Annotated in this window: 19 protein-coding genes and 1 pseudogene; 11 read left to right on the top strand and 9 right to left on the bottom strand. The window is 45.2% G+C overall.

Annotation, left to right across the window (positions count from 1 at the left end):
* Positions 1-23 precede the first annotated feature (23 nt).
* Positions 24-953, bottom strand: a complete 930-nt coding sequence (locus tag M5J74_RS16120) for an NAD-dependent epimerase/dehydratase family protein (protein ID WP_106168567.1) — start codon at positions 951-953, stop codon at positions 24-26.
* Positions 954-1,085: 132 nt separating this feature from the next.
* On the opposite strand from M5J74_RS16120, the gene M5J74_RS16115 reads away from it, so the two are divergent.
* The 5 genes from M5J74_RS16115 (at position 1,086) to M5J74_RS16095 (ending at position 7,127) form a co-directional block, all read left to right on the top strand.
* On the top strand, positions 1,086-2,225 hold the full coding sequence (locus M5J74_RS16115) for a glycosyltransferase (RefSeq protein ID WP_015155098.1): 1,140 nt from the start codon (positions 1,086-1,088) through the stop codon (positions 2,223-2,225).
* A gap of 109 nt (positions 2,226-2,334) precedes the next feature.
* The gene (locus tag M5J74_RS16110) at positions 2,335-3,066 is read left to right on the top strand and encodes a sugar transferase (protein ID WP_015155097.1); all 732 of its coding nucleotides are present in this window, start codon (positions 2,335-2,337) and stop codon (positions 3,064-3,066) included.
* A 429-nt stretch (positions 3,067-3,495) separates the two neighbouring features.
* Positions 3,496-4,575, top strand: a complete 1,080-nt coding sequence (gene gmd / locus M5J74_RS16105) for a GDP-mannose 4,6-dehydratase (RefSeq protein WP_015155096.1) — start codon at positions 3,496-3,498, stop codon at positions 4,573-4,575.
* 29 nt (positions 4,576-4,604) lie between these two features.
* The gene (locus M5J74_RS16100; RefSeq protein WP_106168568.1) at positions 4,605-5,549 is read left to right on the top strand and encodes a GDP-L-fucose synthase; all 945 of its coding nucleotides are present in this window, start codon (positions 4,605-4,607) and stop codon (positions 5,547-5,549) included.
* 384 nt (positions 5,550-5,933) lie between these two features.
* Positions 5,934-7,127, top strand: a complete 1,194-nt coding sequence (locus tag M5J74_RS16095; protein WP_250012403.1) for a glycosyltransferase family 4 protein — start codon at positions 5,934-5,936, stop codon at positions 7,125-7,127.
* Between the two features lie 353 nt (positions 7,128-7,480).
* Here M5J74_RS16095 and M5J74_RS16090 read toward each other — a convergent pair whose 3' ends face one another.
* A complete protein-coding gene (locus tag M5J74_RS16090) occupies positions 7,481-7,675 on the bottom strand; it encodes a DUF2795 domain-containing protein (protein WP_015155093.1) in 195 nt (64 codons plus the stop codon).
* A 368-nt stretch (positions 7,676-8,043) separates the two neighbouring features.
* On the opposite strand from M5J74_RS16090, the gene M5J74_RS16085 reads away from it, so the two are divergent.
* From M5J74_RS16085 to M5J74_RS16075, 3 genes and pseudogenes are all read left to right on the top strand, one after another.
* A complete protein-coding gene (locus tag M5J74_RS16085) occupies positions 8,044-8,982 on the top strand; it encodes a YihY/virulence factor BrkB family protein (protein WP_106168570.1) in 939 nt (312 codons plus the stop codon).
* Between the two features lie 232 nt (positions 8,983-9,214).
* Positions 9,215-10,153 (top strand): ion channel, encoded by a 939-nt coding sequence (locus tag M5J74_RS16080; protein ID WP_106218243.1) that lies wholly within the window; start codon positions 9,215-9,217, stop codon positions 10,151-10,153.
* Positions 10,128-11,095, top strand: a pseudogene (locus tag M5J74_RS16075) (putative 2-dehydropantoate 2-reductase). The gene M5J74_RS16080 and the pseudogene M5J74_RS16075 overlap by 26 nt, the downstream one beginning before the upstream one ends.
* A 3-nt stretch (positions 11,096-11,098) precedes the next feature.
* Here M5J74_RS16075 and M5J74_RS16070 read toward each other — a convergent pair.
* The 6 genes from M5J74_RS16070 to glyA all read right to left on the bottom strand — a co-directional run bounded on the left by M5J74_RS16070 (position 11,099) and on the right by glyA (position 18,336).
* Positions 11,099-13,567, bottom strand: a complete 2,469-nt coding sequence (locus M5J74_RS16070) for an HD family phosphohydrolase (protein ID WP_250012399.1) — start codon at positions 13,565-13,567, stop codon at positions 11,099-11,101.
* A gap of 230 nt (positions 13,568-13,797) precedes the next feature.
* Positions 13,798-14,676, bottom strand: a complete 879-nt coding sequence (locus M5J74_RS16065) for an ADP-ribosylglycohydrolase family protein (RefSeq protein WP_015155088.1) — start codon at positions 14,674-14,676, stop codon at positions 13,798-13,800.
* On the bottom strand, positions 14,676-15,152 hold the full coding sequence (gene aroQ, locus M5J74_RS16060) for a type II 3-dehydroquinate dehydratase (RefSeq protein ID WP_015155087.1): 477 nt from the start codon (positions 15,150-15,152) through the stop codon (positions 14,676-14,678). Before aroQ ends, M5J74_RS16065 begins: the two co-directional genes overlap by 1 nt.
* A gap of 7 nt (positions 15,153-15,159) precedes the next feature.
* Positions 15,160-15,303, bottom strand: a complete 144-nt coding sequence (locus tag M5J74_RS16055; protein WP_015155086.1) for a hypothetical protein — start codon at positions 15,301-15,303, stop codon at positions 15,160-15,162.
* 390 nt (positions 15,304-15,693) lie between these two features.
* A complete protein-coding gene (locus M5J74_RS16050) occupies positions 15,694-16,992 on the bottom strand; it encodes a competence/damage-inducible protein A (RefSeq protein WP_250012398.1) in 1,299 nt (432 codons plus the stop codon).
* Between the two features lie 60 nt (positions 16,993-17,052).
* Positions 17,053-18,336, bottom strand: a complete 1,284-nt coding sequence (gene glyA / locus M5J74_RS16045) for a serine hydroxymethyltransferase (protein WP_305883589.1) — start codon at positions 18,334-18,336, stop codon at positions 17,053-17,055.
* A gap of 355 nt (positions 18,337-18,691) precedes the next feature.
* On the opposite strand from glyA, the gene M5J74_RS16040 reads away from it, so the two are divergent.
* Both M5J74_RS16040 and M5J74_RS16035 read left to right on the top strand, forming a co-directional pair.
* Positions 18,692-18,889, top strand: a complete 198-nt coding sequence (locus tag M5J74_RS16040) for a hypothetical protein (RefSeq protein WP_015155083.1) — start codon at positions 18,692-18,694, stop codon at positions 18,887-18,889.
* A gap of 140 nt (positions 18,890-19,029) precedes the next feature.
* Positions 19,030-19,506: a Tic20 family protein gene (locus M5J74_RS16035; protein ID WP_015155082.1), complete on the top strand. Its 477-nt coding sequence runs from the start codon at positions 19,030-19,032 to the stop codon at positions 19,504-19,506.
* A 127-nt stretch (positions 19,507-19,633) separates the two neighbouring features.
* Here the strand turns inward: M5J74_RS16035 and M5J74_RS16030 are convergent, their stop codons facing one another.
* On the bottom strand, positions 19,634-20,446 hold the full coding sequence (locus M5J74_RS16030; protein WP_015155081.1) for a fumarylacetoacetate hydrolase family protein: 813 nt from the start codon (positions 20,444-20,446) through the stop codon (positions 19,634-19,636).
* Positions 20,447-20,667: 221 nt separating this feature from the next.
* On the opposite strand from M5J74_RS16030, the gene menD reads away from it, so the two are divergent.
* Positions 20,668-22,476 (top strand): 2-succinyl-5-enolpyruvyl-6-hydroxy-3-cyclohexene-1-carboxylic-acid synthase, encoded by a 1,809-nt coding sequence (gene menD, locus M5J74_RS16025; protein WP_250012396.1) that lies wholly within the window; start codon positions 20,668-20,670, stop codon positions 22,474-22,476.
* Positions 22,477-22,519 lie beyond the last annotated feature (43 nt).

The raw sequence follows: 22,519 nt of genomic DNA, 5'->3' as shown, positions 1-22,519 counted from the left end.
CCTCACTCCTCGCTCCTCACTCCTCACTTCAAAATCTCTTCGTCTACAGAAAAATCTACCTCGGCTTTGTCTCGTCCAGTAGCTATGTAGTCATTTTGGAAAGAGTCTTTTAACCCAGAAATTAAGTCGTATTTTGGCTGCCAGTTTAGTTCTGTAATGGCTTTATTGACACTGGCGAAAAAATGCTGTACTCGCAAGGGGAAAGCTTTACGCTTGCCAAAATCGAAATTTTTCGGCTCGTAGTGTACGATCGCTAGCTCCTCCGGCGATTTTCCGGCAGCTACAGCGCAAGCGCGAGCTAAACCATCAAAAGTAACGTAGCGATCGCCAGAGACGTTATAAACCTGCCCTATGGCTCTCTCGTTGCCTAATACCCGAGCCATAGCTTGAGCTAGATCTTCAACATGACCCATTTGAGTTATATGTAGCCCGTTAGCGGGAATAGGAATAGGTCGATCGCGGACGATGCGATCGAAAAACCAGCTTTCCAAATCGTTGTAGTTACTAGCTCCGTAGATATACGTAGGACGAATTGCCGTGAAGGGCAAGCCTACCTGAGCTAAGTATGCCTCTGTTTCGTATTTTCCTCGGTGGCGGCTCTTAGGATCGACTGGATCGCCTTCTACGTGAGGCATTTGGTCGGAGCGGAGGTACACGCCAGCCGAACTCATATAGACAAAGTGCTGCACCCGGTCGTGAAAGATCTCAGCTAGCGGTTGAGTATCGCTCAGTTCCCTGCCGTTATTGTCATAAATGGCATCAAAATGTTCTTGAGATAGCTTTGCCTTTAATTGTTCTGGAGAAGTGCGATCGCCTTGAATCTGAGTTATCCCCTCAACTGGAATAGGGCGATTACCGCGATTAAACAACACCACTTCATGACCCTGCGCCACTAGGATTTTGGTTAGGTAAACACCAATAAAGCGCGTACCACCCATAATCAAAATTCGCATAATTACCCAACCCCAATTCGTCTACTCTCAGTTTAGGGGTGAGTGGCTAGTGGCTAGATGTTTTTCTAGTCACTAGTCACTCTCTTTTAAGCTATAAATTCTCATAGAGTCAAAATTCAGCTAAGTGTAACCTTGAAATATGCCCTTGTCCATGAGTGGTTAACGCCTCAAGCTACTGGCGGTTCGGAATTAGTCGTGCGAGAAATTCTCAGATGCATCAATGCCGATCTCTATGCACTGATTGACTTTGAATCTACAAATTCCCAAAGTTATTTGTTCGGACGCAAAATTGGTACGACATTTTTGCAACACTTACCGTTCTCGCGCAATGGCGTACAGAAATATCTCCCTTTGTTGCCGTTGGCGATCGAACAATTAGATTTGCGTGCCTATGATGCGATCGTTTCTTCGTCTCATACCGTTGCCAAAGCCGTACTTGCCAGTCCCCAGCAGCTTCATGTTTGTTATTGTCACAGTCCGATGCGCTTTGCTTGGGATATGACGTTCGATTACCTCCGCTCTAGCCGCATGGGTCGCGGTCTACCTGGAATTGCCACTAGGTATTTACTCCATCACCTGCGCCAGTGGGATGCGATCGCCGCTAACCGTGTTGATTATTTCATTGCTAACTCTCACCATACGGCACGCCGGATTTGGCGCTGCTATCGTCGTCCTGCTACAGTAATTTATCCGCCTGTAGATATCGATCGCTTCCCCGTGGTGAAAGACAAACAAGATTTTTACCTCACGGTCTCGCGATTGGTCAGCTACAAGCAAGTCTCAACCATTGTCCGCGCCTTCAATCAACTCAAAAAACCTTTAGTCGTAATCGGTACGGGTTCAGAACTACCAGAGATTCGCAAACTGGCACAGTCGCACGTTCAAATTTTAGGAGCGCAGCCTAATGATGTAGTAGAGAAATATATGGCTCAAGCAAAAGCGTTTGTTTATGCAGCTCTAGAGGATTTTGGCATCGCGATCGTCGAGGCTCAAGCTTGCGGCACTCCAGTCATCGCCTTGGGTGCTGGGGGAGCGTTGGAAACAGTGCGAGACTTGCACCGCTACCCCGATAGCGCGACGGGAATATTTTTTTTAGAGCAAACAGTAGACGCATTGGTGGCAGCTGTGGAAAAATTTGAAGCCAACTGGGTAGCGTTCGATTCCGATCGCATTCGCACCCAGGCAACTCAATTTACCCCTAAAATCTTTGAAGAGCAGTTTTTAGCTTTTCTAGAACGCTCGTGTCAGGAGTTCTTCGTCCCTAGTTCTTAGGAGTTGATTTTTAGCTGGTTTTACAGCCTCTAAAATTAAATATGCCTCAGAATGGTGCTTCTGGCTTTAAGATCGGGACTATGTGTGGTGTGGATGGTTTAGGAGTATGATGACAGCCCAAAGCTCACTCCTCTTTGGCAAGCGGTTACAGGCTTTTGTCAAACGCGGGCAAGAGCCGTTTAGAACCAGAGCTAAACCGAAGGGTTTATTGCTCGCTCGACTCAATAAAGAGTTTGCCAAAAGATTGTTCGATGTTTTATTTTCGCTTTCCGTTCTAATTTTATTTGCGCCAGTTTATCTGGTGTTAGGCTTCTCGATCGCCTTGAGTTCGCCTGGACCGATCTTTTACGTTCAAGAACGAGTAGGCAGGAATCACAAGCCTTTTTATTGTATTAAATTCCGTACTATGGTAGCCAATGCTGATGAGATTTTGTCAGAATTGATTGCCTCGTCGCCAGGATTGCGGCAGGAATTTGAGGATAATTTCAAGTTAAAACAAGACCCGCGCATTACCAAAGTCGGTCATTTTTTGCGCTTAACTAGCCTAGATGAATTTCCCCAATTTTGGAACGTGCTTATGGGTGATATGAGTATCGTCGGTCCCCGACCTTTGGTAGCAGAAGAGCTACCGCGATATGGTCGTCATATTGATAAGGTCTTAACCATCAAGCCAGGAATTACTGGTTTGTGGCAAGTGTCGGGCAGAAATGACATTCCTTACAATCGTAGAGTGCAAATAGACGTTCACTATGCCAGCTCTTACAGCATGTGGCTAGATGTGTGGGTCATTTTAAAGACGGTATTTGTGGTAATTGTACCAAAAAATAACGGCGCTTATTAAGTGTATCCGTTAGCTTGTAGCCGTCAGCATTTGAGATTTGTTATGGTTTGCTGAAAATTATCAGTTTTGCGTTTAGGGGCATCAATTGCCCCTTTTCGATCGGAAACACTACTTTTCTTTTCGATCCATTGTCCTACGGTTTCTACGAGCGGTATATTTAGTGCTGTTCTAAACAGTGCCGAGAGCGAGCAGCCTGAAGCGATCGCCCTCTCAATCCACGCAATCTTTGCAATTACTCAATAATTACTTAATAATGAAAAGCAAACTTTAAGTTAATTTGTATTTTAGCCAAGCTGGCATTAACGCCAACCAGACGGCAACTGCACGACTAGGTGATCTCTCTGAGGGCAATTTTGCCATTATTTGCTTAAGTTGTAGCAGCGTTCTCGCTCTATTGTTTTAGGGAAAAAGAAAAATATAGTATTAAGTATGACGCAAACAAAGAGAGCTTTAATTACTGGTATTACAGGTCAAGACGGTTCGTACCTGAGCGAGTTTCTGTTGGAACAAGGTTATGAGGTACACGGAATCATTCGCCGTACCTCGACGTTTAACACAGACCGGATCGATCATATTTATGAAGACCCGCACAAAGAAGGAGTGCGGATGTTTCTGCACTATGGGGACTTGACCGACGGCACGACACTCCGACGCATTTTAGAAGAAGTCAAACCTATAGAAATCTATAATTTAGGTTCTCAATCCCACGTCCGCGTTAGCTTTGACTCCCCTGAATACACGGTGGACTCTGTAGGCATGGGAACGTTACGGTTATTAGAAGCAATTCGCGATTACCAACACCGGACGGGTATAGAAGTTCGGTTCTATCAAGCTGGTTCTTCAGAAATGTATGGATTAGTACAGGAAATTCCGCAAAAAGAATCAACTCCTTTCTATCCTCGCAGTCCTTACGCTTGTGCTAAAGTTTACGCTCACTGGCAAACAATCAACTATCGCGAATCTTATGGGATGTTTGCCTGTAACGGTATCTTATTTAACCACGAAAGCCCGCGTCGGGGTGAAACTTTCGTGACGCGCAAAATTACCCGCGCTGTTGCCCGCATTGTGGGTGGTAAGCAGAAGAAAATCTACATGGGTAACTTAGACGCAAAGCGCGACTGGGGCTATGCGAAAGATTACGTAAGGGCAATGTGGTTGATGTTACAGCAGTCTCAAGCTGATGATTACGTAATTTCTACGGGTGAAACCCATTCCGTGCGCGAGTTTCTCGAATTAGCTTTTGGCTATGTAAATTTAAATTGGCAAGACTACGTAGAATTCGACGATCGCTACCTCAGACCAGCAGAGGTAGAATTACTAATTGGAGATTCTACCAAGGCACGACAAAAATTGGGATGGACTCCTAGCGTGACATTCGAGCAGCTTGTTGCTTTAATGGTGGACGCAGATTTAAAAGCGATCGGTCTATCTGCCCCGAATGGAAATGGTGCTTCAGTCATCCATGACATCGCAACAATCCGTCAAGATATGGTCAGCTACCTATCCTAGTCCTAAAACCTACCTACGAGGCTGAACTCATGACCGCCTTAGATTTAAACAACAAACGCATTCTCGTGACTGGTGGTGCTGGGTTCTTAGGTCGTCAGGTAATAGACCAACTATGTCAAGCTGGTGCAGATAAAAATAAGATTACCGTAACGCGATCGCGCGATTGCGATTTACGAGTCTTAGAAAACTGCCAGCGTGCGGTTGACCAGCAAGATATTATTATTCATCTGGCTGCCCACGTTGGCGGTATTGGGCTGAATCAAGCTAAACCTGCCGAGCTATTTTACGATAACTTGATGATGGGGGCGCAACTGATCCACTCGGCTTATCAAGCAGGAGTGGAAAAGTTTGTCTGTGTCGGTACGATCTGTGCCTACCCTAAATTTACACCAGTTCCATTCAAAGAAGATGACCTCTGGAATGGCTACCCAGAGGAAACCAACGCCCCCTATGGCATTGCCAAAAAAGCCCTATTAGTACAATTGCAAGCTTATCGCCAACAGTACGGCTTTAATGGTATCTATCTCTTGCCAGTCAACTTATACGGTCCTGAAGATAACTTCGACCCTAAGAGTTCCCACGTCATCCCAGCTTTGATCCGCAAAGTGCATGAAGCTCAACTACGGGGAGACAAGCAAATTCCTGTTTGGGGTGATGGTACTCCCACCCGCGAATTTCTCTACTCAGAAGATGCAGCACGAGGAATTGTCATGGGGACTCAGTTTTATAACGACCCCGAACCTGTTAATTTGGGAACGGGCGAGGAAATTTCAATTCGCGACTTGATTCATTTAATTTGCGAATTAATGGAATATGACGGGGAAATTATTTGGCAAACCGATAAGCCCAACGGTCAACCCCGTCGCTGTTTAGATACCGAAAGGGCAAAACAAGCCTATGGTTTTGTGACTCAAGTAGGTTTCAGACAGGGATTGACCAATACGATTGATTGGTATCGAAAGCACGGAGCATAAGTCAAATTTGTAGCAATGGGTTGACTCATAATTCATAATATTTATCTGAGTAGGAATTATTGAGTAAACCTTCCCGTACCAAAATTAAAAATTAATGATTAAAACAGTGTAAGGTGGGCAATGCTCACCTTTTTTCGTTGACTAATCTTTGACCGATCGCATATACCTGAAGAAGTAAAGACCGTAATTTCGCTGATATTATTCTCTTTCTGGTGTTTGAAATCAGTATTATTACTGTAGAATTAGGAACTCTGCCAGCTTTATTTTCATCATCGAAGAATAGTAAATTATTTACCGATCGTGATAGTAGTTGTTAGCAGTGATCGTACTCGTACAAGCCAGAGTCAAGAAGGAGATATTGGCTTCTACCCGCCGTCTTGTGCCATGAGCCGCATTGCTTTCATTGCTGGTACGTACTTACCAGAAAGCGATAGTGTTTCAGACTACACTGCTCGCCTACATACTTCCCTCCGCGATCGCGGTGTGGAATCTATTGTACTGACAACTTACTACGCGGCAGAAGCGGCTTACGATCCTCATGCGTTAGGAGTCGTACATGGATGGCGGTGGGTCGATCTAAAGGCTTTGGTCAAAGCAGTATGGGATAGTGGTGCGGATGCCGTACACATTCAGTACCATCCGCAAATTTACGGTCATCAGCCCGCAATCTTGTTACTACCGTTGTTATTGCGTTTATCTGGGTGGCGATCGCCCATCGTGACGACAGTACACGAGTATGGTAATTGGGAGTGGCAACGAGGATTGCTATCTCGATTTTCGGGTTGGTTGCACCAGTATACGTGGTGGGATCGAGAAGGGGGATTTTTGCTAACGTTAAGCAACGCTACAATTGCGATCGCGCCGGAAGCAAAAACCTTAATTCAAGCGAAATTACCTAATATAGAGCGTCGTTTGTGGCACGTTCCCAAAGTTCCTAACGTACAAGCCAGCGAAACGGACAGTAGTGCAGCACGCCAGATTTTACGACAAACTTGCAATTGGCATGAAGATACGTTCGTCATTACCTATTTAGGCTTTCTCCATTCTGGGAAGGAGTTAGCGACTTTACTACTAGCTTTTAAACAGGTTCTCACAACTCAGCCTCAAGCAAGGCTGCTGGTGATGGATAGGAAAGATAGCCCAAAATCAACGATTCAAGACGATAATACATACTTAACACAACTGCAAACAACGATTGACGCACTCGAATTACATTCGTTCGTCCATTTCACAGGATATTTGGACGAGGAAATTGTGTCTCGCTATCTCGCAGGATCGGATATCGGAGTGTTAGATCGCGATGTGAGTCTCAATAATAGTTCTTTGATGTCGCTTTTATCTCACGGTTTACCAGCGATCGCCACTTATATGCCGTCGTATTTACCAGATACGCATCCATTATTACTTGTCCCGCCGCATGATGTTGCTGCCCTGACAACTATATTAATAGAACTGATCGATTGCCCCGAAAAACGAAGACAACAGGCTAAAGCCAGTCGAGCTTTTAGCGAAAATTTTACCTGGCAAAATATTACTCAGCAGCACTTAGAAATTTATCAAGGTTTATTCGATCTTTAGTAAACGATAATATTTCACAGGTGTTAGTTGATATAACGTTTCCTATATAGTGAAATACATTCGTAGGGGCGCACATCTGTGCGCCCGTCTAAAGATCTTCGTACCCCATCCAATTGAAAATAGCTACAGCTATTTGTAATTGCAGCACTATCAACCAACAACTAATACCATTTTACTAAAACTATGCTACAGAAGATCCCCCTAGCCCCCTTGATAAGGGGGTTGGGGGATCTCTTTTGTCGTAGTCAAAGAGTAAATTGGTATAACAACTATAGCAATCCTATTTAATTCATAAACGTGGAGCAGGCTAGAAGCCTGCTTTACAAATCATTTAGAGCTGCTATAGTAACTAACTATTGCACTTCTCCTACTGCTTTATTGACATCAGTAGGAGTTTCATATTCTTCTTCTGGTAACTGTTCTAAAATAGCGATCGCATTATCATCTGCGCCTTGTTGTTTGGCATAGTCCACAATATCTTGCTTAGAAGCAGGATATTCCATACCCTTGAGATGCTTTTGCAGCTGGATAGGATTAACTTTAGCCATTGCTAACTTCCCTCGTTCTAATTTGAATTTATGAAAATTTGTGATTTCCCTGAAATGCTAACTATGGCAAATTCGCCTTTCTTCTTCCATGAGGATGAAAACCGTTTGCGTCAGAATAATCTAGTAATTTCGATTGCAGAGAGCGAGAGTGTATAACTTTTTAAAAAAAATGTTGCAGATGCTTCATCAATTTTGCTCGAAATAAACCTAGCCGAGTTGAGATAGTGACTAACAATACTAGAATTTAGTTTTTGAGTATCAAATCAGACAAATTTAAATTTTTTCTATCTCCTTGGAGATGTGTAAAATTTCCGATTTTGTCATAGTCATCAAAATGACCGTGCATCTGGCAAAGAGGAGATTTAGCAGTGAGAATTAAGACAATTATTAGTTTGTTGCGAGAGACATTTACTGAATGGAACGAAGATAAAGCTTCGCGACTAGCCGCAGCATTGGCATATTACACGGTATTTTCCCTCGCCCCGATGTTGATTATTGCGATCGCGATTGCTGGAGCAGTTTTTGGTGAAGAAGCAGCCAGAGGCGAAATTGTGACGCAGATTCAAGGTCTGGTAGGTAGGGACGGGGCACAATTTATTGAAACGGCAATTGAAGGCGCTAGTAAACCTAAAGCAGGAACCATTGCCTCCCTGATTAGTATTGCTGTCTTACTATTTGGCGCTTCTGGCTTATTCGCTCAGTTACAAGACTCTTTGAATACGATCTGGGAAGTTCAGCCGAAACCAGGACGGGGTTTAATCGGCATCTTGCGCGATCGCTTTTTGTCATTCACGATGGTACTCGGTGTAGGCTTTTTGCTACTCGTTTCCCTGGTTTTAAGTGCAGGTTTATCAGGATTGGTTAATTTTTTGGGCAGCTTGCTACCGGGAATCGGAGCATTGTTACAGATAGCTAACTTCGTCCTCTCTTTTGCTGTGACGACACTACTATTCGGACTGATTTACAAAGTCTTACCAGATGTCAAAATTGCCTGGAGCGATGTTTGGAGCGGCGCGATCGTTACTTCGCTGCTATTCTCAATTGGTAGGTTTGCTTTGGGACTGTATCTAGGAAACAGTAGTTTTGGTTCTACCTACGGCGCGGCAGGTTCAGTCGTCATTATCTTAGTTTGGGTTTACTATGCTGCCCAAATCCTCTTTTTCGGTGCAGAATTTACTCAAGTTTATGCTAGAAGATATGGTTCTCGCATCGTACCAACAAAAAATGCCATACCGCTAACGGAAAAAAACCGTGACGAGCAAGGAATGAGAACAGATCGCGATCGTCGTCGCCGGAAAACGAGATAGAAGTCGGGACAAGGAAGACAAGGGGGACAAGGAAGCAGAGGAACTTCAGGAGCAATTCTAGTCACCAGTAACTAGCCACTAGTCACTCCCTATTAACAACTGTTTCCCTTCTTTTACCAAATCAAGTCAGAATATCTATCTAGAGGTAGTTGGTAAAGCCTAACTCACAAGTTGCGATTCATGAGTTGGAATCACCTCCAACCAAGGACAAATGACGAATGACAAATGACAAATGACAAAAGCAAAGCGTCGTCTCCCCCGTAAACCAATTATTTCGATTGTCAGGCAGAATGGACGGTTAAACGTTCAGGGGATTAATAAATGGTATTACTACTGGCGCGATCCATACCATTTGTTGATTACTATGCCTTGGTCTTGGTTCTTAGGTATCGTAGCTTTTGGATACATACTACTCAATTCATTGTTTGCGCTTGCCTATTTATTACAGCCAGGTAGCATAGCTAACGCTCGTCCTGGCAATTTCTGGGATGCTTTCTTTTTCAGCATTCAAACAATGGCAACTATTGGCTATGGCGTGATGAATCCGCAAACTGACTACGCTAATGTCCTAGTGGCGATCGAATCTTGGGTGGGTTTATTGGGCGTAGCTATGGGAACGGGAATCGCTTTTGCTCGTTTCTCTCGTCCTACGGCGCGAGTGGTTTTCAGTCGAGTGGCTGTGGTCACGGCTTATGATGAGATTCCAACTTTGATGTTTCGCGTGGCGAATAAGCGTCGCAACCAAATTATTGAAGCGCAGATTAGAGTTGTACTGGTACGAGACGAAATGAATGCTGAGGGGCAGTTTATGCGCCGATTGTATGACCTGCCTTTAGTACGTGCTAATAACCCAATTTTTATTCTCTCTTGGACGGTGATGCATCCGATTGACGAGTACAGCCCTTTTTACGGCGCTACTTTAGCAGATCTAGAAGCAGCAGAGACAATGTTGGTGGTGACGCTGACTGGCATTGATGAGACTGTATCTCAGATGATACATGCTCGTCATACATACATTGCTTCAGAGATGTTGTGGCATCATCGATTTGCTGATATTTTATTCCAGAAGTCTGACGGGCAACGCTATATCGATTACAACCACTTTCATGAGGTAATGCCCGTTTCTAGCCAGAGGGAAGAAACAAATGGAGTCGTATCCCGATCGCCATAATCGTCATAGCGAACGCAGTTACGCCATGTTAGGAACGGGGCATTGGGTGGTTATTATGGTGGTTGTCTACAAAAGGCTGGTTTAGATGTCCATTTTTTGCTTCGCAGCGATTACAACCATGTTTCTCAATCTGGTTTAGTTATTGAGTCAACTGACGGGGACTTTACCCTATCCCAAGTCAATGCTTACCAAGACGTGAAGGATATGCCGCGTTGCGATGTGGTAGCGATCGCGCTGAAAACGACGCAGAATTATCTACTGCCCGATCTATTACTTCCAGTTCTGAAAGACGATGGCGTAGTTTTGGTATTGCAGAATGGTTTGGGCATAGAAGACGCGGTAGCTGAAATTGTCGGTTCTCATCGAGTTATCGGTGGTATGTGTTTTGTCTGCGCTAATAAAGTTGCCCCAGGACATATTCGCCATTTAGATTACAAGGCGATCTCCCTGGGAGAATATACTGCTGACTACCATCCAGCGGGAATTACGGCAAGAATGCGGCAAATTGCCACTGATTTTGAATCGGCTGGCATTCCCATTGACTTATCAGAAGATTTGCTCTTAGCACGTTGGCAAAAATTGGTATGGAATATTCCCTATAATGGGCTATCTGTCATACTTAATGCTCGAACCGATGAGTTGATGGCAAATGCATCCACTCGGGCTTTAGTCGAAGAGTTGATGGCGGAAGTGGTAGCGGGTGCAGCTAGGTTCGATCGCCATATTTCCAGTAGTTTTGTCCAAAACATGCTCGATCGCACTGCCAAAATGAAGCCCTATAAAACTAGTATGAAAATTGACTACGATTTGCAGCGTCCTTTGGAAGTTGAAGCGATCGTTGGCAGTCCATTACGTCTAGCTGAGGCTGCTGGGACAAATTTACCTCAAATTCGCACTTTGTATCGGCAGTTGAAGTTTTTAGATAGAAAAAATCAGGGGTAGAATTTACTCCTTCCTCTTCGGATAAGCAATCCGCTTGTGATGAAACTGTTGCCAAATATTGACAAAGGTTTCAGCAATTGTATCCATGTCCGCCCGCGTTAGTCCAGAATCAACTAATTGATTGTCTTGCCAGCGCGATCGCAGAATTTTTTGTACCATTGCTAGGGCTTCCTCTCGCGTCGGTTCTTTTCCGCCTGATTTGCCGGCTGCTGGCAGAGTGCGTAAAGCTGCTTCACAGGAATCTGCCAGCATCACCAAGGCTGTTTCTCGCGACTGGGGCGCTGGACCCGCGTAACAAAAATCCCTTTCGTCTACTGTAATGCTATGGTCTTGTCGTGCGATCTGCTGCGCTTGGTGGTAAAAATAGGCGATCGCCATCGTGCCTTGATGTTCGGGAATAAAGGCTTGGATTGCCATTGGTAAACGACACTTTCGTGCCATGACTAACCCTTCAGTCACATGCTTTCTAATAATTGCCGCACTCTCCCAAGGATCGTTAATTTCATCGTGTTTATTGACCCCACCCATCTGATTCTCAATAAAAGCAAGGGGATCGTGGAGTTTGCCAATATCGTGATATAAGGTTCCCGTCCGCACCAATTCGACGTTGCATCCCAATACCCTCGCCGCTGCCTCTGCCAGAGTGGAGACAAACAGCGTGTGTTGGAAGGTTCCAGGGGCTTCCGTTGCCAAACGCTTTAATAACGGTCGGTTGGGGTTGGCAAGTTCTGCTAGCCGAATTGGGGTAACTAGATCGAAAAAATGCTCTAAATAAGGGCTAATGCCGATCGCGATCGCGCTCCAGACAATCCCTGCAAGGCTAAATAAGCCAGCTTGAAGGGCAACATCGTACCAATTCCATACTGAATCAGTCCCGATCGCACTGAGGACGACTTTCCCGAGCAGGTACGCTAATCCTTGCGTTACACTAACCGCGACTCCGATTAGAGCTAATTCTTCTCGCGATCGCATCCACCCAGCCATCCAACTAGCTAGCATTCCGCCAGCTAAGCCTGTTAACAAAGACTTACCACTAATATCCATTCCTATAGGTACGAGCAGCCCCAACAACCCTACAACTGTGCCACCAATTGGGAAGCCGTAGAAGCTACCTAGTAACAGTCCTACAGCAGGTAAGTTAATATACCGTAAATTCAGCCTTAAGAGTAGCGGAGTACTCAAAGCTAATAACAAAATCAAAACACAGTCACGCTGTCGCAGTTTCTGCCGCTCGATCCAGGCAATCCAGACAAAAATACCAACGGCTACACTAACGATCCCACCAAATTTTGATAGCCCCGACCAACCGATCCCGCGTCGCGACAGACCGAAATAGTCGAGAGTAATAAATGCAGCATGGTCGATCGTTTCGCCTTTTCTGACTATGACCTCGCCTCGCTCTAGATTCAGCATTTGGGGGGCAATTTTTGCAACCGCTTCAGCTGCTGCTAGTTTTGTTTGTGCTTCGTCTTCCTTGAGATTTGGTTCGAGGACGGTTAACAGCATTTGGGTTGCTAGAGGTTCCATCTGCGGTGGTACATGCGATCGCACTTGTAAGTTCACCGCTGTTTGCAAAGTGTCGGATGATATGCCTCGATAAACTCCTTGGGCGAGAATGCGTTGTGTAGTGGCGCGGATACCTGCAACTGTCTTCGACCAAATGGGATCGGATAAATCCAACCAGGAAGATTCGTAAAGAGTTGGCGGAGTTGCTTTTTGTAATTGTGCCAGTTGCGATAAAGCTTGAGCGTATTGCTGGCGAACTTGAGATAGCTTTGCCATTAACATCGAGAACTGGTGAGATTTCGCTGTTTTCAAGCGATAGGCATTCAGTTCCCTTGCGGCTTGAGCCATTGCCTCATTTTCAAATCTTTCGATTTTAACCGAAGCAAAGTTCGTTGTCGCGGCATTTTGCTGGCGTTCTCGACTTTGCGCGTCTCGTAAAAAGGCTAAAACTTTCTGCCACTGGGAATCTGGGCAGCTGCGTAGATAAATTTGTGCTGCTGTAGATAAGTTGGTTGTGGTTGTAAATGGAAAATTTCCTGCTAGCTGCCGCAGTCGCTCTCCCTGTGTCAAGTTAGTTTGTAACTTTTGCCAAATTTTTTGGTTTACTGTCGAGTCAATGACTAAGATTGGCTCTGCTTTTCTCCATGCAATTTGGCGGTTTTGGGCTGTAGTTTTCGTATCGACAATTTGAGCTGCTCTAGGGGCGCGAATTGTCTCTGGTGCGATCGTGCCTTCATCTAGCCGAGGTTGGTTGGCGAAGCGATGTCCCAGCATTATACTCAGCAATACCACTGCCAGTATCAGGAGCGCAGAGGTGCGTTCTCTGCGCACTTTAGGAGGTTTTTTAGCTTTAACTCCTGGTTGAGCTTGGCATACTTTACGAGTTAATTGCTGCTGGTTTGGTAGCAATTGCCACCACTTCTTGAGTTGCAGGTCGAGCAATTCAAATAGCGTGCGCTTTTTCATTACCCTTATTACATGCAATCGGCATGGAGCAAAAAGTTAAATGGCATAAAGCCTCATCTGTAATCTTAGATTGAATGACAATAATTACATCCAGTCTATGGATCTTTCCACAATGAGATCTCGCAACTGACGATTAAGCTTATTGCCTGTTCTACAACTCAAGTATTTAGAAACTAAACTTTCCTGAAATCAAATTTTTCAGATCGATTTAGGAAAGACAACGATTATTCTCAGCGCCTCCGCACGATTTTAGGGGCAGCAATTGCAACTATTTGATTGTTGGTAGTAGCTCGATCGCTCTGCTGATAGACTCCCGACCACACTGCGACTAGTACATCACACAATCTTAGCACTTCAGCCTGATTTGTCACCCCTATTGCTAGTGCTTGAGTAACTGGAATGCTTGCCACGCCATTGTAAGCTCCTGAAAGCGCACCCGCGATCGCGCTCGTCACGCCAGAGCGATCGCTTATTGCTGCTCTTTGAACGGTCAAGCGAAAGTCTGCTGGAGTACTCAGGTAGCAAAAAAACGCCAAAGCGATTTGACTGCTCAATTCATGGGGTTGTCCTAACTGAGCAATCGCTCTTTCCAATCCTGCTCGTTCGTCCAGTAGCTCTTTGACTTGTGAGAGTTTTGCAGCTGTTGCAGTTGGGGATGTTCCTACAAAAGCAATTGCTTGGGAAATTATCTCGATTGGGTTCGATTTTGCTTGTAAAGCAATGGCGATTGCTTGTCCTATTGCTAAGGTTCCATCTCGGCTTTCTGGCTCATCCCGATCGATCGCAACTAGCGCCAGTTGCAAATTTTGCCGCAGCTTCAACTCATTCTCATGAAAAAATACTGATATGGGAAGAGTTGTTAAAGGTGAAGCGATTGGATTACCAGTCAACTCTTTTGTCATGAATTTGTGCCACGCTTCGTAATCGAACTTACCGAGCGCGATCAAAGTCTTTATTCCTTGCAATACTGAGTCAAGCAACCCCGATTGGGATGAGTTATCGATTGCCCTTTCAGATAATATCGCCTTAAGTTTAGGGTGGTTTGCGACTTCGCCAACTGCCATTCCCAGCATCGTGCCGCGAAATCGACTATGAATCGAGTAACTCATTAATTGGAGTGCCTGATATGGTGAATCAAGGCGTGTAAACCTAAGCGATAACTCTGTACGCCAAAACCACTAATTTGCCCGATTGCTACACCTGCAATATAGGAGTGATGGCGAAAAGATTCTCGTTGATAAATATTACTTAAATGAACTTCTACTGTGGGCATTTTTACCGCAGCGATCGCATCTCGCAGCGCCACGCTTGTATGGGTATAAGCACCCGCATTAATCACAATTCCCTGGTATTCTGACTTAGCTGCTTGGATCGCATCCACTAGCACGCCTTCATGGTTAGACTGCATCGCCTTCACTTCTGCTTGCAGTTGATTCCCTTCTGCCACTAACATGCTGTCGATCTCAGCTAACGTCACTGAACCGTAAATTCCTGGTTCTCTTGCTCCCAGCAGGTTCAAATTCGGTCCATGCAGCACGAGTATCCTAATAAGTGACGAATGAGAAGACACGCCAGCTAAGCCCATTCAATATCTATCTGTGACGACGAGTGCGGCGATCGTCAACTGGAATTGGGATCGGCTCTGGTTCCGGTTCAGCTTCCGGTCCTAGCAAGGCTTCAATTAGCTTGCGCGCCCATTCTTTCAGCTTTTCCAGTACCCGATCTATGTAATCCATCGAACCGATTACTCCTACAAAACTACCTTGATTTCTTGATGATAATCGATTGGAATCTATCTTTGTGCGCTCTTGATTTTGCCGCTACTTATTCTTTATATTTGCTTAGCTTTTTGCTGTTGCTAGCACACAAAGTTTAACTTTTTCAAGTCAAAATGTAGCTTAGCTACTTATTCTCAACCGCTTTAACTTTCTGTTTCCTTTGCTCTACCAACATTTTGTTGGGAAAACGAAGGTGACAGCTTAATCTTTTTATTTAATATAAAGATATCACAAATTCCAACAGCAGACACATCTCTCTTTTGAGGGAATGGTTATCAGTTATCAGTGACTGGTGACTGGTGGCTAGTGACTAGAATTGCTCCCCCAGATCCCGAGAGCCTCCCCAGCTCAAGAGCAGCCCTCTTCTCCCCTCTGCTCCCTAGCTTTTAGTAGGCGGCGCAAGAGATCGAGAGCGGTGCAGGCGCTGATATGGCGAATCAGAGCGCGATCGCGTCCAGTTCCGAAATGATTTTCAAAACTTTGAACCTTGCCATCGGCTCCCGCCAAACCGATGTACACTAAGCCAACCGGTTTGCTTGCCGTACCACCATCGGGTCCGGCAATTCCCGTGATGCTCAAACCCCAAGTCGTACCGAGACGCGATCGCACTCCTGCTGCCATTTGTTCGGCGACGATCGCGCTGACAGCGCCAAATTGACTCAAATCATCAGGATTAACGCCCAAAACAGAAATTTTTACTGCGTTGTCGTAGGAGATAACTCCCCCCCAGAAATATCTAGAACTACCTGGTATGTCCGTGAGCATCTGACCCAAGCCACCACCCGTGCAGGATTCCGCCACACTGAGAGTTTCGCCCGCCGCAGTTAACAATTTACCGACTGCCGAGGCTAAAGTTTCTTCGTCAGAACCGAAATAATTTAAGTCTCCAATTTCCTGCAATTGTCGAGCCACTGGAGCAATAATTTGCTGGGCTGTTTCTGGAGAAGTTGCTTTCGCTGAGACACGCAACTTTACTTCTCCTTGGCTGGCATAAGGAGCTACGGTAGGGTTAGGCAGATTGAGAAAGGCTGCTGCTTTTTCTGCTAAAGCTGCTTCGGCAATCCCCCAAAATTTCAAAGTTTGGCTATAAATAATTTCTCGACCGTAACCAAGAGTCTTAAGGTAAGGGACGGCGGTTTCTTGCCACATCTGCTGCATTTCTGACGGTACGCCAGGAAAGGTGAGAATTGCCACCCCAGGGCGCGGTTGCCAGAGAATACCTGGGGCGGTTCCACCTGGATTGGGTAAAACTGCCGCACCTTGAGGTAGTAAGGCTTGCTTGCGATTGCTAGGAGACATTTTTCGCCCGCGTGCAGCATATTTGCGAGTAATGTCTTCAATAATTTCTTGGTGTTCTGCCAGCGGTACGCCAAAGAAATCGGCTAAAGTTTCGTGGGTTAGATCGTCGGGCGTAGGACCTAAACCGCCTGTAAAAATGAGAACTTGAGTCGAGTTATCCTGAGTTAATGTTCGTTCTAGAGCAACTTGAATCGCATGTTTGATTCTTGCAGGATTATCTCCCACTACAGTTTGATAGTAATGAGGAATTCCTAGATTTGCTAATTGCTGAGCTAAAAACTGCGCGTTGGTGTTGAGAATATCGCCCAGCAGTAATTCAGTTCCAACACAAATGATTTCGGCACTCATTGAATTTTAGATTTTAGATTTTGGATTTTGGATTGAATCCAAAATCCAAAATCCAGAATTTTATGCTAAAGCAGGTACGGGAACGTTGAGATGCGGGTAGAGGGGGAAGCGATCGCACAATGCCGCGACTCGGCGGCGACAGTCTTGCGCTACGGTATCATCTTGAGGATGTAGCAGGCGATCGGCGATAATATTGGCAATTTCGGTAAATTCTTCCGTACCCATGCCTCGTGTGGTCATGGCTGGGGACCCCAATCGGATACCACTTGTCACAAAAGGCGATTCTGTATCGAAGGGGACTGTATTCTTGTTAGCGGTGATATTTGTTTCACCTAAAAGGCGATCGCCTTCTTTACCTGTCATGCCAATACAGCGCAAGTCAACCAGCATCAAATGATTTTCTGTACCGTTGGATACGAGTTTGAAGCCTCTGTTTTGTAATTGAGCAGCCATAGCTTTAGCATTTTCAATGACTTGGGCTGCATAAGTTTTGAATTGAGGCTGTAATGCTTCGCCAAAGGCAACTGCTTTCGCTGCGATGACGTGTTCCAAGGGTCCGCCTTGGCTACCAGGGAACACGGATTTATCTAATTTTTTACCCAGTTCGGGATCGCGAGTGAGAATTAATCCGCCTCTTGGTCCGCGCAAAGTTTTATGTGTGGTTGTCGTGACGACATCGCAATAGGGAATGGGGTTAGGATGCAAGCCAGTCGCAACCAAGCCAGCAATGTGAGCGATATCGGCTAATAAGTAAGCACCAACTTCATCGGCGATCGCTCTAAACTTTTCAAAGTCAATTATGCGTGGATAAGCAGAATAACCGCAAATGAGTAGCTTGGGACGATGTTGCAGCGCCAATTCCCGAATTTGGTCGTAGTCTAATTGTTCCGTCTGGGGATTCACGCCGTAATGGTGGACTTTGAACCACTTCCCAGAGAAATTTACGGGCGAACCGTGGGTTAAGTGTCCGCCGTGGGATAAATCCATCCCCATAATTGCGTCTCCTGGCTCTAGCAGAGTCATGAAGACGGCAAAATTAGCTTGAGCGCCAGAATGGGGTTGAACGTTGGCATGAGCCGCACCAAACAGTTGTTTGACGCGATCGATCGCTAATTGCTCGACGCGATCGATATATTCACAACCACCGTAATAACGCTTTCCAGGTAAGCCTTCAGCATATTTATTGGTCAATACCGAACCCTGGGCGGCTAAAACAGCAGCCGAGGTAAAGTTTTCACTAGCAATTAATTCTAAGTGGTCGCGCTGGCGCTGAAGTTCGCCGCTAATTAATTCAGCCACAACCGGATCGGAGGAAGCAAGTAAATCTAAGTTAGTCGAAGACACTGTGGTTAACCTTAAGCAATTTACACGACTGTACCTGTCTAGATTAATAGGAGCGATCGCGTTTTCCGAAACCACACCATCAATCAAAATTCGCGGACAGCATAACTCAACATAGATACTTTAACTCAATCATAGGGAGCAGGGAGCAGGGATAAGAGAGCTGAGGGAGCTGAGGGAGCTGAGGGAGATGAGGGGGACAAGGGGGACAAGGGAGCAACTACCCATTACCCATTACCAACTACCAACTACCAACTACTAACTCGGATATTAAGCTCTGTATGCCTTATAACACTCTTTATAAGTGACTAGCATAAAATTGACTTAAGGGATCGTAGGATATTCTGGAGGGATCTGGATGTTAGTGATTTTGATGGAAGATCGAATCCTTGCCCCTCAGCAAGTTTGCCAAAGCTGTTTGCTTGCCGATCGTGCTGGACAGCCACGTTGGAGACAAGGACAATTACGCTGTGGTCAAGCTGTACCTAAACTCTCGCCAGGACAACCAGATCAGTACGAATGTATGATGGGCTTCCGCATTGCCAATGTTGAATGATGGTAGCGCATCGCAAGTCGTAATTAACTAGTCACTGGTCATCGGTCGCTGGTCGCTGACAACTGAATAACTGTAAAACCTGCGCTATCCTGTGCATATGAAGAGTTAAATTCAAATAAATTCTTTTAGGAGAATAAACAATGGCTTGGCGCGGGTCTACTACGGTGCAAGAGCGAATCTTTGCTTGTTTACCATATTTACTGCCCTTGATGCATGGGTTTGCATTTGGCGTTTTCTTACTGCGAGAATTTCCAGTTCTACAATATCTATTTCTACCGCTGATACCTTTATTGCAAATATACAGTAGTATACCTTTTGCTAGTTTAATCGTCTTTTTTGCTTTATATCTATTGGTAGTTAGAAATGAAAGCATCAGCCACTTTATTCGTTTCAATACCATGCAAGCAATTTTAATTGATATTGTAATATTTTTGTGTGGGTTGGTGCTGCCAATTTTGGCTCCAATTCCTGGGGCTAGTTTTGCCACGCAGACTATAGCCAGTACAATTTTCCTTGGAATAGTGGCAGCTGTAGCGTTTGCTGTAACTCAGTCTCTAAGAGGAAAATATGCAGAAATTCCTGCTCTCTCTGATGCAGTTCATATGCAGGTGAGATAGATATTTTGTCATCGGTCATTAGGCATTGGTCATTGGCGATCTGAGTGCAAGAGACTTATCTATTTTCTAAAAGTCGATTGCACATTTTACTGCTTTTAACAATCTTGTTGCTTTAGTCATGAAAACATCATAAGTTTTGAATTGTCGATTCAGAATTCTCGTTGGCGTACCTTAAAATTACAGTATTTTCTAAGCGACCAATCCCTTCAATCTCAACGCGGATGCGATCGCCTGCATTCAGCACTCCTACCCCAGGAGGAGTTCCAGTCAAGACGACATCCCCAGGTAACAGCGTCATAACTTGACTGATGTAGGACACGAGGACAGATGGAGAATAGACCATTTCTTCGATGCTGGCAGATTGTACGGGTTGGGGATTATCGTTTAAAAATGTCTGTAGTTGGGCAGATGGATTGATTTCTCGGACGATCCAGGGACCAAGGGGGCAAAAGGTATCAAATCCTTTGGCTCGCGTCCACTGACTATCCTGCCTTTGTAAATCTCGCGCCGTGATATCGTTAGCGATCGTATAGCCCCAAATTTTTTTCTGCGCTTGTTCTGGCGTGCAATCTGAAGTGCGATCGCCAATCACTAAAGCTAATTCTCCTTCATAGTCTACCCGTCTCGACTGTTGCGGGTATTTAATTTCCGTCGCCGTGGCAATCACTGCTGAAGGTGGCTTCAGAAACAACAAAGGTTCCTTCGGTACACTTGAACCCATTTCTGCTGCATGTTCCACGTAGTTTTTACCCACTGCTACGATTTTGGAGGGAGCGCAAGGTGCGAGAATCTGATATTCATCTGGTGTTAAGCTTTCCTCCGTAGGCTGTCCTTGTAACCAAGGCGGAGCATCTAATAGCAGAACTTCCAAGCTAAGTTGGAGTATGCCGTAGTAGATGCGTCCCTCTAGAGATTGAACTCGAATGTAGCGTTGCGCCATAAAGTGTTATTAGATACCTGATCGTTTACTCTATCGTTTGAGCGTGAATTTTTGTGTTGATAGTTTTACAAAGCATTTTTTCGTTGGTTGTTGGTCGTTGGGAAGTGAGTCGTGAGTCGTGAGTGACAAGTGGCTAGACTCAATTCTTGTCACCGGTTCCACTAGCTACTAGCCACTAGCCACTGATAACTGATGACTACTTAATAGTTTGTGCGATCGCAATGTCAATCGATTTAAGAAATACAAATTCTGCTTGTGCCTCTATTTTGGTAGAAACATGGCGACGGTTGGGACTCAATACTGCTGTCATTTGTCCTGGTTCGCGTTCTACCCCACTGACAATCGCTTTCTTACAAGCCTCAGAAGTTGAGGCAATTTCCGTGTTAGATGAGCGTTCTGCTGCCTTTTTCGCCTTGGGAATTGCTAAACAAACGAGTAAACCTGTAGTTGTCGTCGTCACCTCCGGTACGGCTGGAGTTAACTGCTATCCCGCAATCGTGGAAGCAAGGGAAAGTCGAGTGCCTTTAATAGTTCTAACAGCCGATCGACCTCCTGAATTGAGACACTGTCATTCTGGACAAACGATCGATCAGTTAAAGTTATTTGGCTCTTATCCTAACTGGCAAGCAGAATTAGCTCTACCATCTTTAGAAATCTCGACGTTAAGATATTTACGCCAAACAGCGATTTATGCGTGGGAACGGGCGCTATACCCCGTCCCTGGAGTTATTCATCTCAATATACCTTTTCGCGACCCCCTCGCACCCATACCCGATGGCAATAATTCGGAATTTATTTCCTCTCAACTAGAATTAGAAGACTTTTTTGCTGGGATCGAAACCGGTTCCCGTGCGGACGCACATCTGTCCCTCCCTACAACTCCCGTACGAGTAGGTTTGTCCAAATTGTTGACGAGTCAAGAGATATCTGGGTTAAACCCACCCCTACCCGTCTCCTGGCAACAGCTCGAACGCGGTATCATCATTGCTGGTATTGCGCAACCACAGAACCCACGAGAATATTGTGGGGCGATCGCTCAACTTGCTAAAACAGTGAAATTCCCAGTTCTAGCAGAGGGGTTATCTCCAGCCAGAAATTATGCCGAACTCAATCCCTATCTCATTTCTACCTACGATTTAATTCTTCGGCAACCGCAGCTAGCAGATAAACTCAAGCCGGACGTGGTAATCCAAATTGGGGAATTGCCTACAAGTAAAGAGTTACGTAGTTGGCTCGATCGCACTCAACCGCAGCGTTGGATTGTCGATCCTAGCGACCAAAATCTAGACCCTCTACATGGCAAAACGACTCATTTGCGCCTTTGTGTAGAACAGCTAGCTCAAATCTATCCTACAAAGCCAAAGTTACCTAGCAACTATCTTCAGCTATGGTGCGATTTAGAGACTAAGGTGAGAGGTGTTGTAGATGGGGCGATCGCCAACCTGAATCAGCCGTTTGAAGGTAAGGTAGCTTGGATGCTCTCTCAGATACTCCCCCCTGGCACGCCACTGTTTATTGCCAATAGTATGCCCGTGCGCGATGTAGAATTTTTTTGGATGCCTAGTAATTCTGGCGTGCGACCTTTTGTGAATCGAGGCGCAAATGGCATTGATGGCACTTTATCTACTGCTTTAGGAATTGCTCATCACAATCAAAGCAGTGTCATGCTAACTGGGGACCTAGCTTTATTGCACGATACTAATGGCTTTCTCATTGGTAAAAAACTTAAGGGTCATTTAACAATTGTGCTGATTAATAACAATGGTGGCGGAATTTTTGAAATGCTGCCAATTTCTCAGTTTGAACCACCCTTTGAAGAGTTTTTTGCTACGCCACAAGATATTGATTTCGCTTGCCTTTGTCAGACTTATGGTGTAGAACATGAGTTAATTGCGACTTGGGAAGATTTGCAACAAAGGCTAGAGTTTATACCAGCAAGGGGAATTCGAGTTTTAGAGTTGAGGACAAATAGAAAGGCTGATGCTCGATGGCGACAAGCGAATTTAGCAAAGTTTGTCCAAGGAATTTGAAGTTAGATATTGGTCATTTGTCCTTCGTCATTTGTCACTGATA

Source organism: Chroococcidiopsis sp. CCNUC1 (genome assembly GCF_023546805.1).
Lineage (GTDB): Bacteria > Cyanobacteriota > Cyanobacteriia > Cyanobacteriales > Chroococcidiopsidaceae > Chroococcidiopsis > Chroococcidiopsis thermalis.
This window is presented reverse-complemented; position numbering and strand designations above follow the sequence as displayed.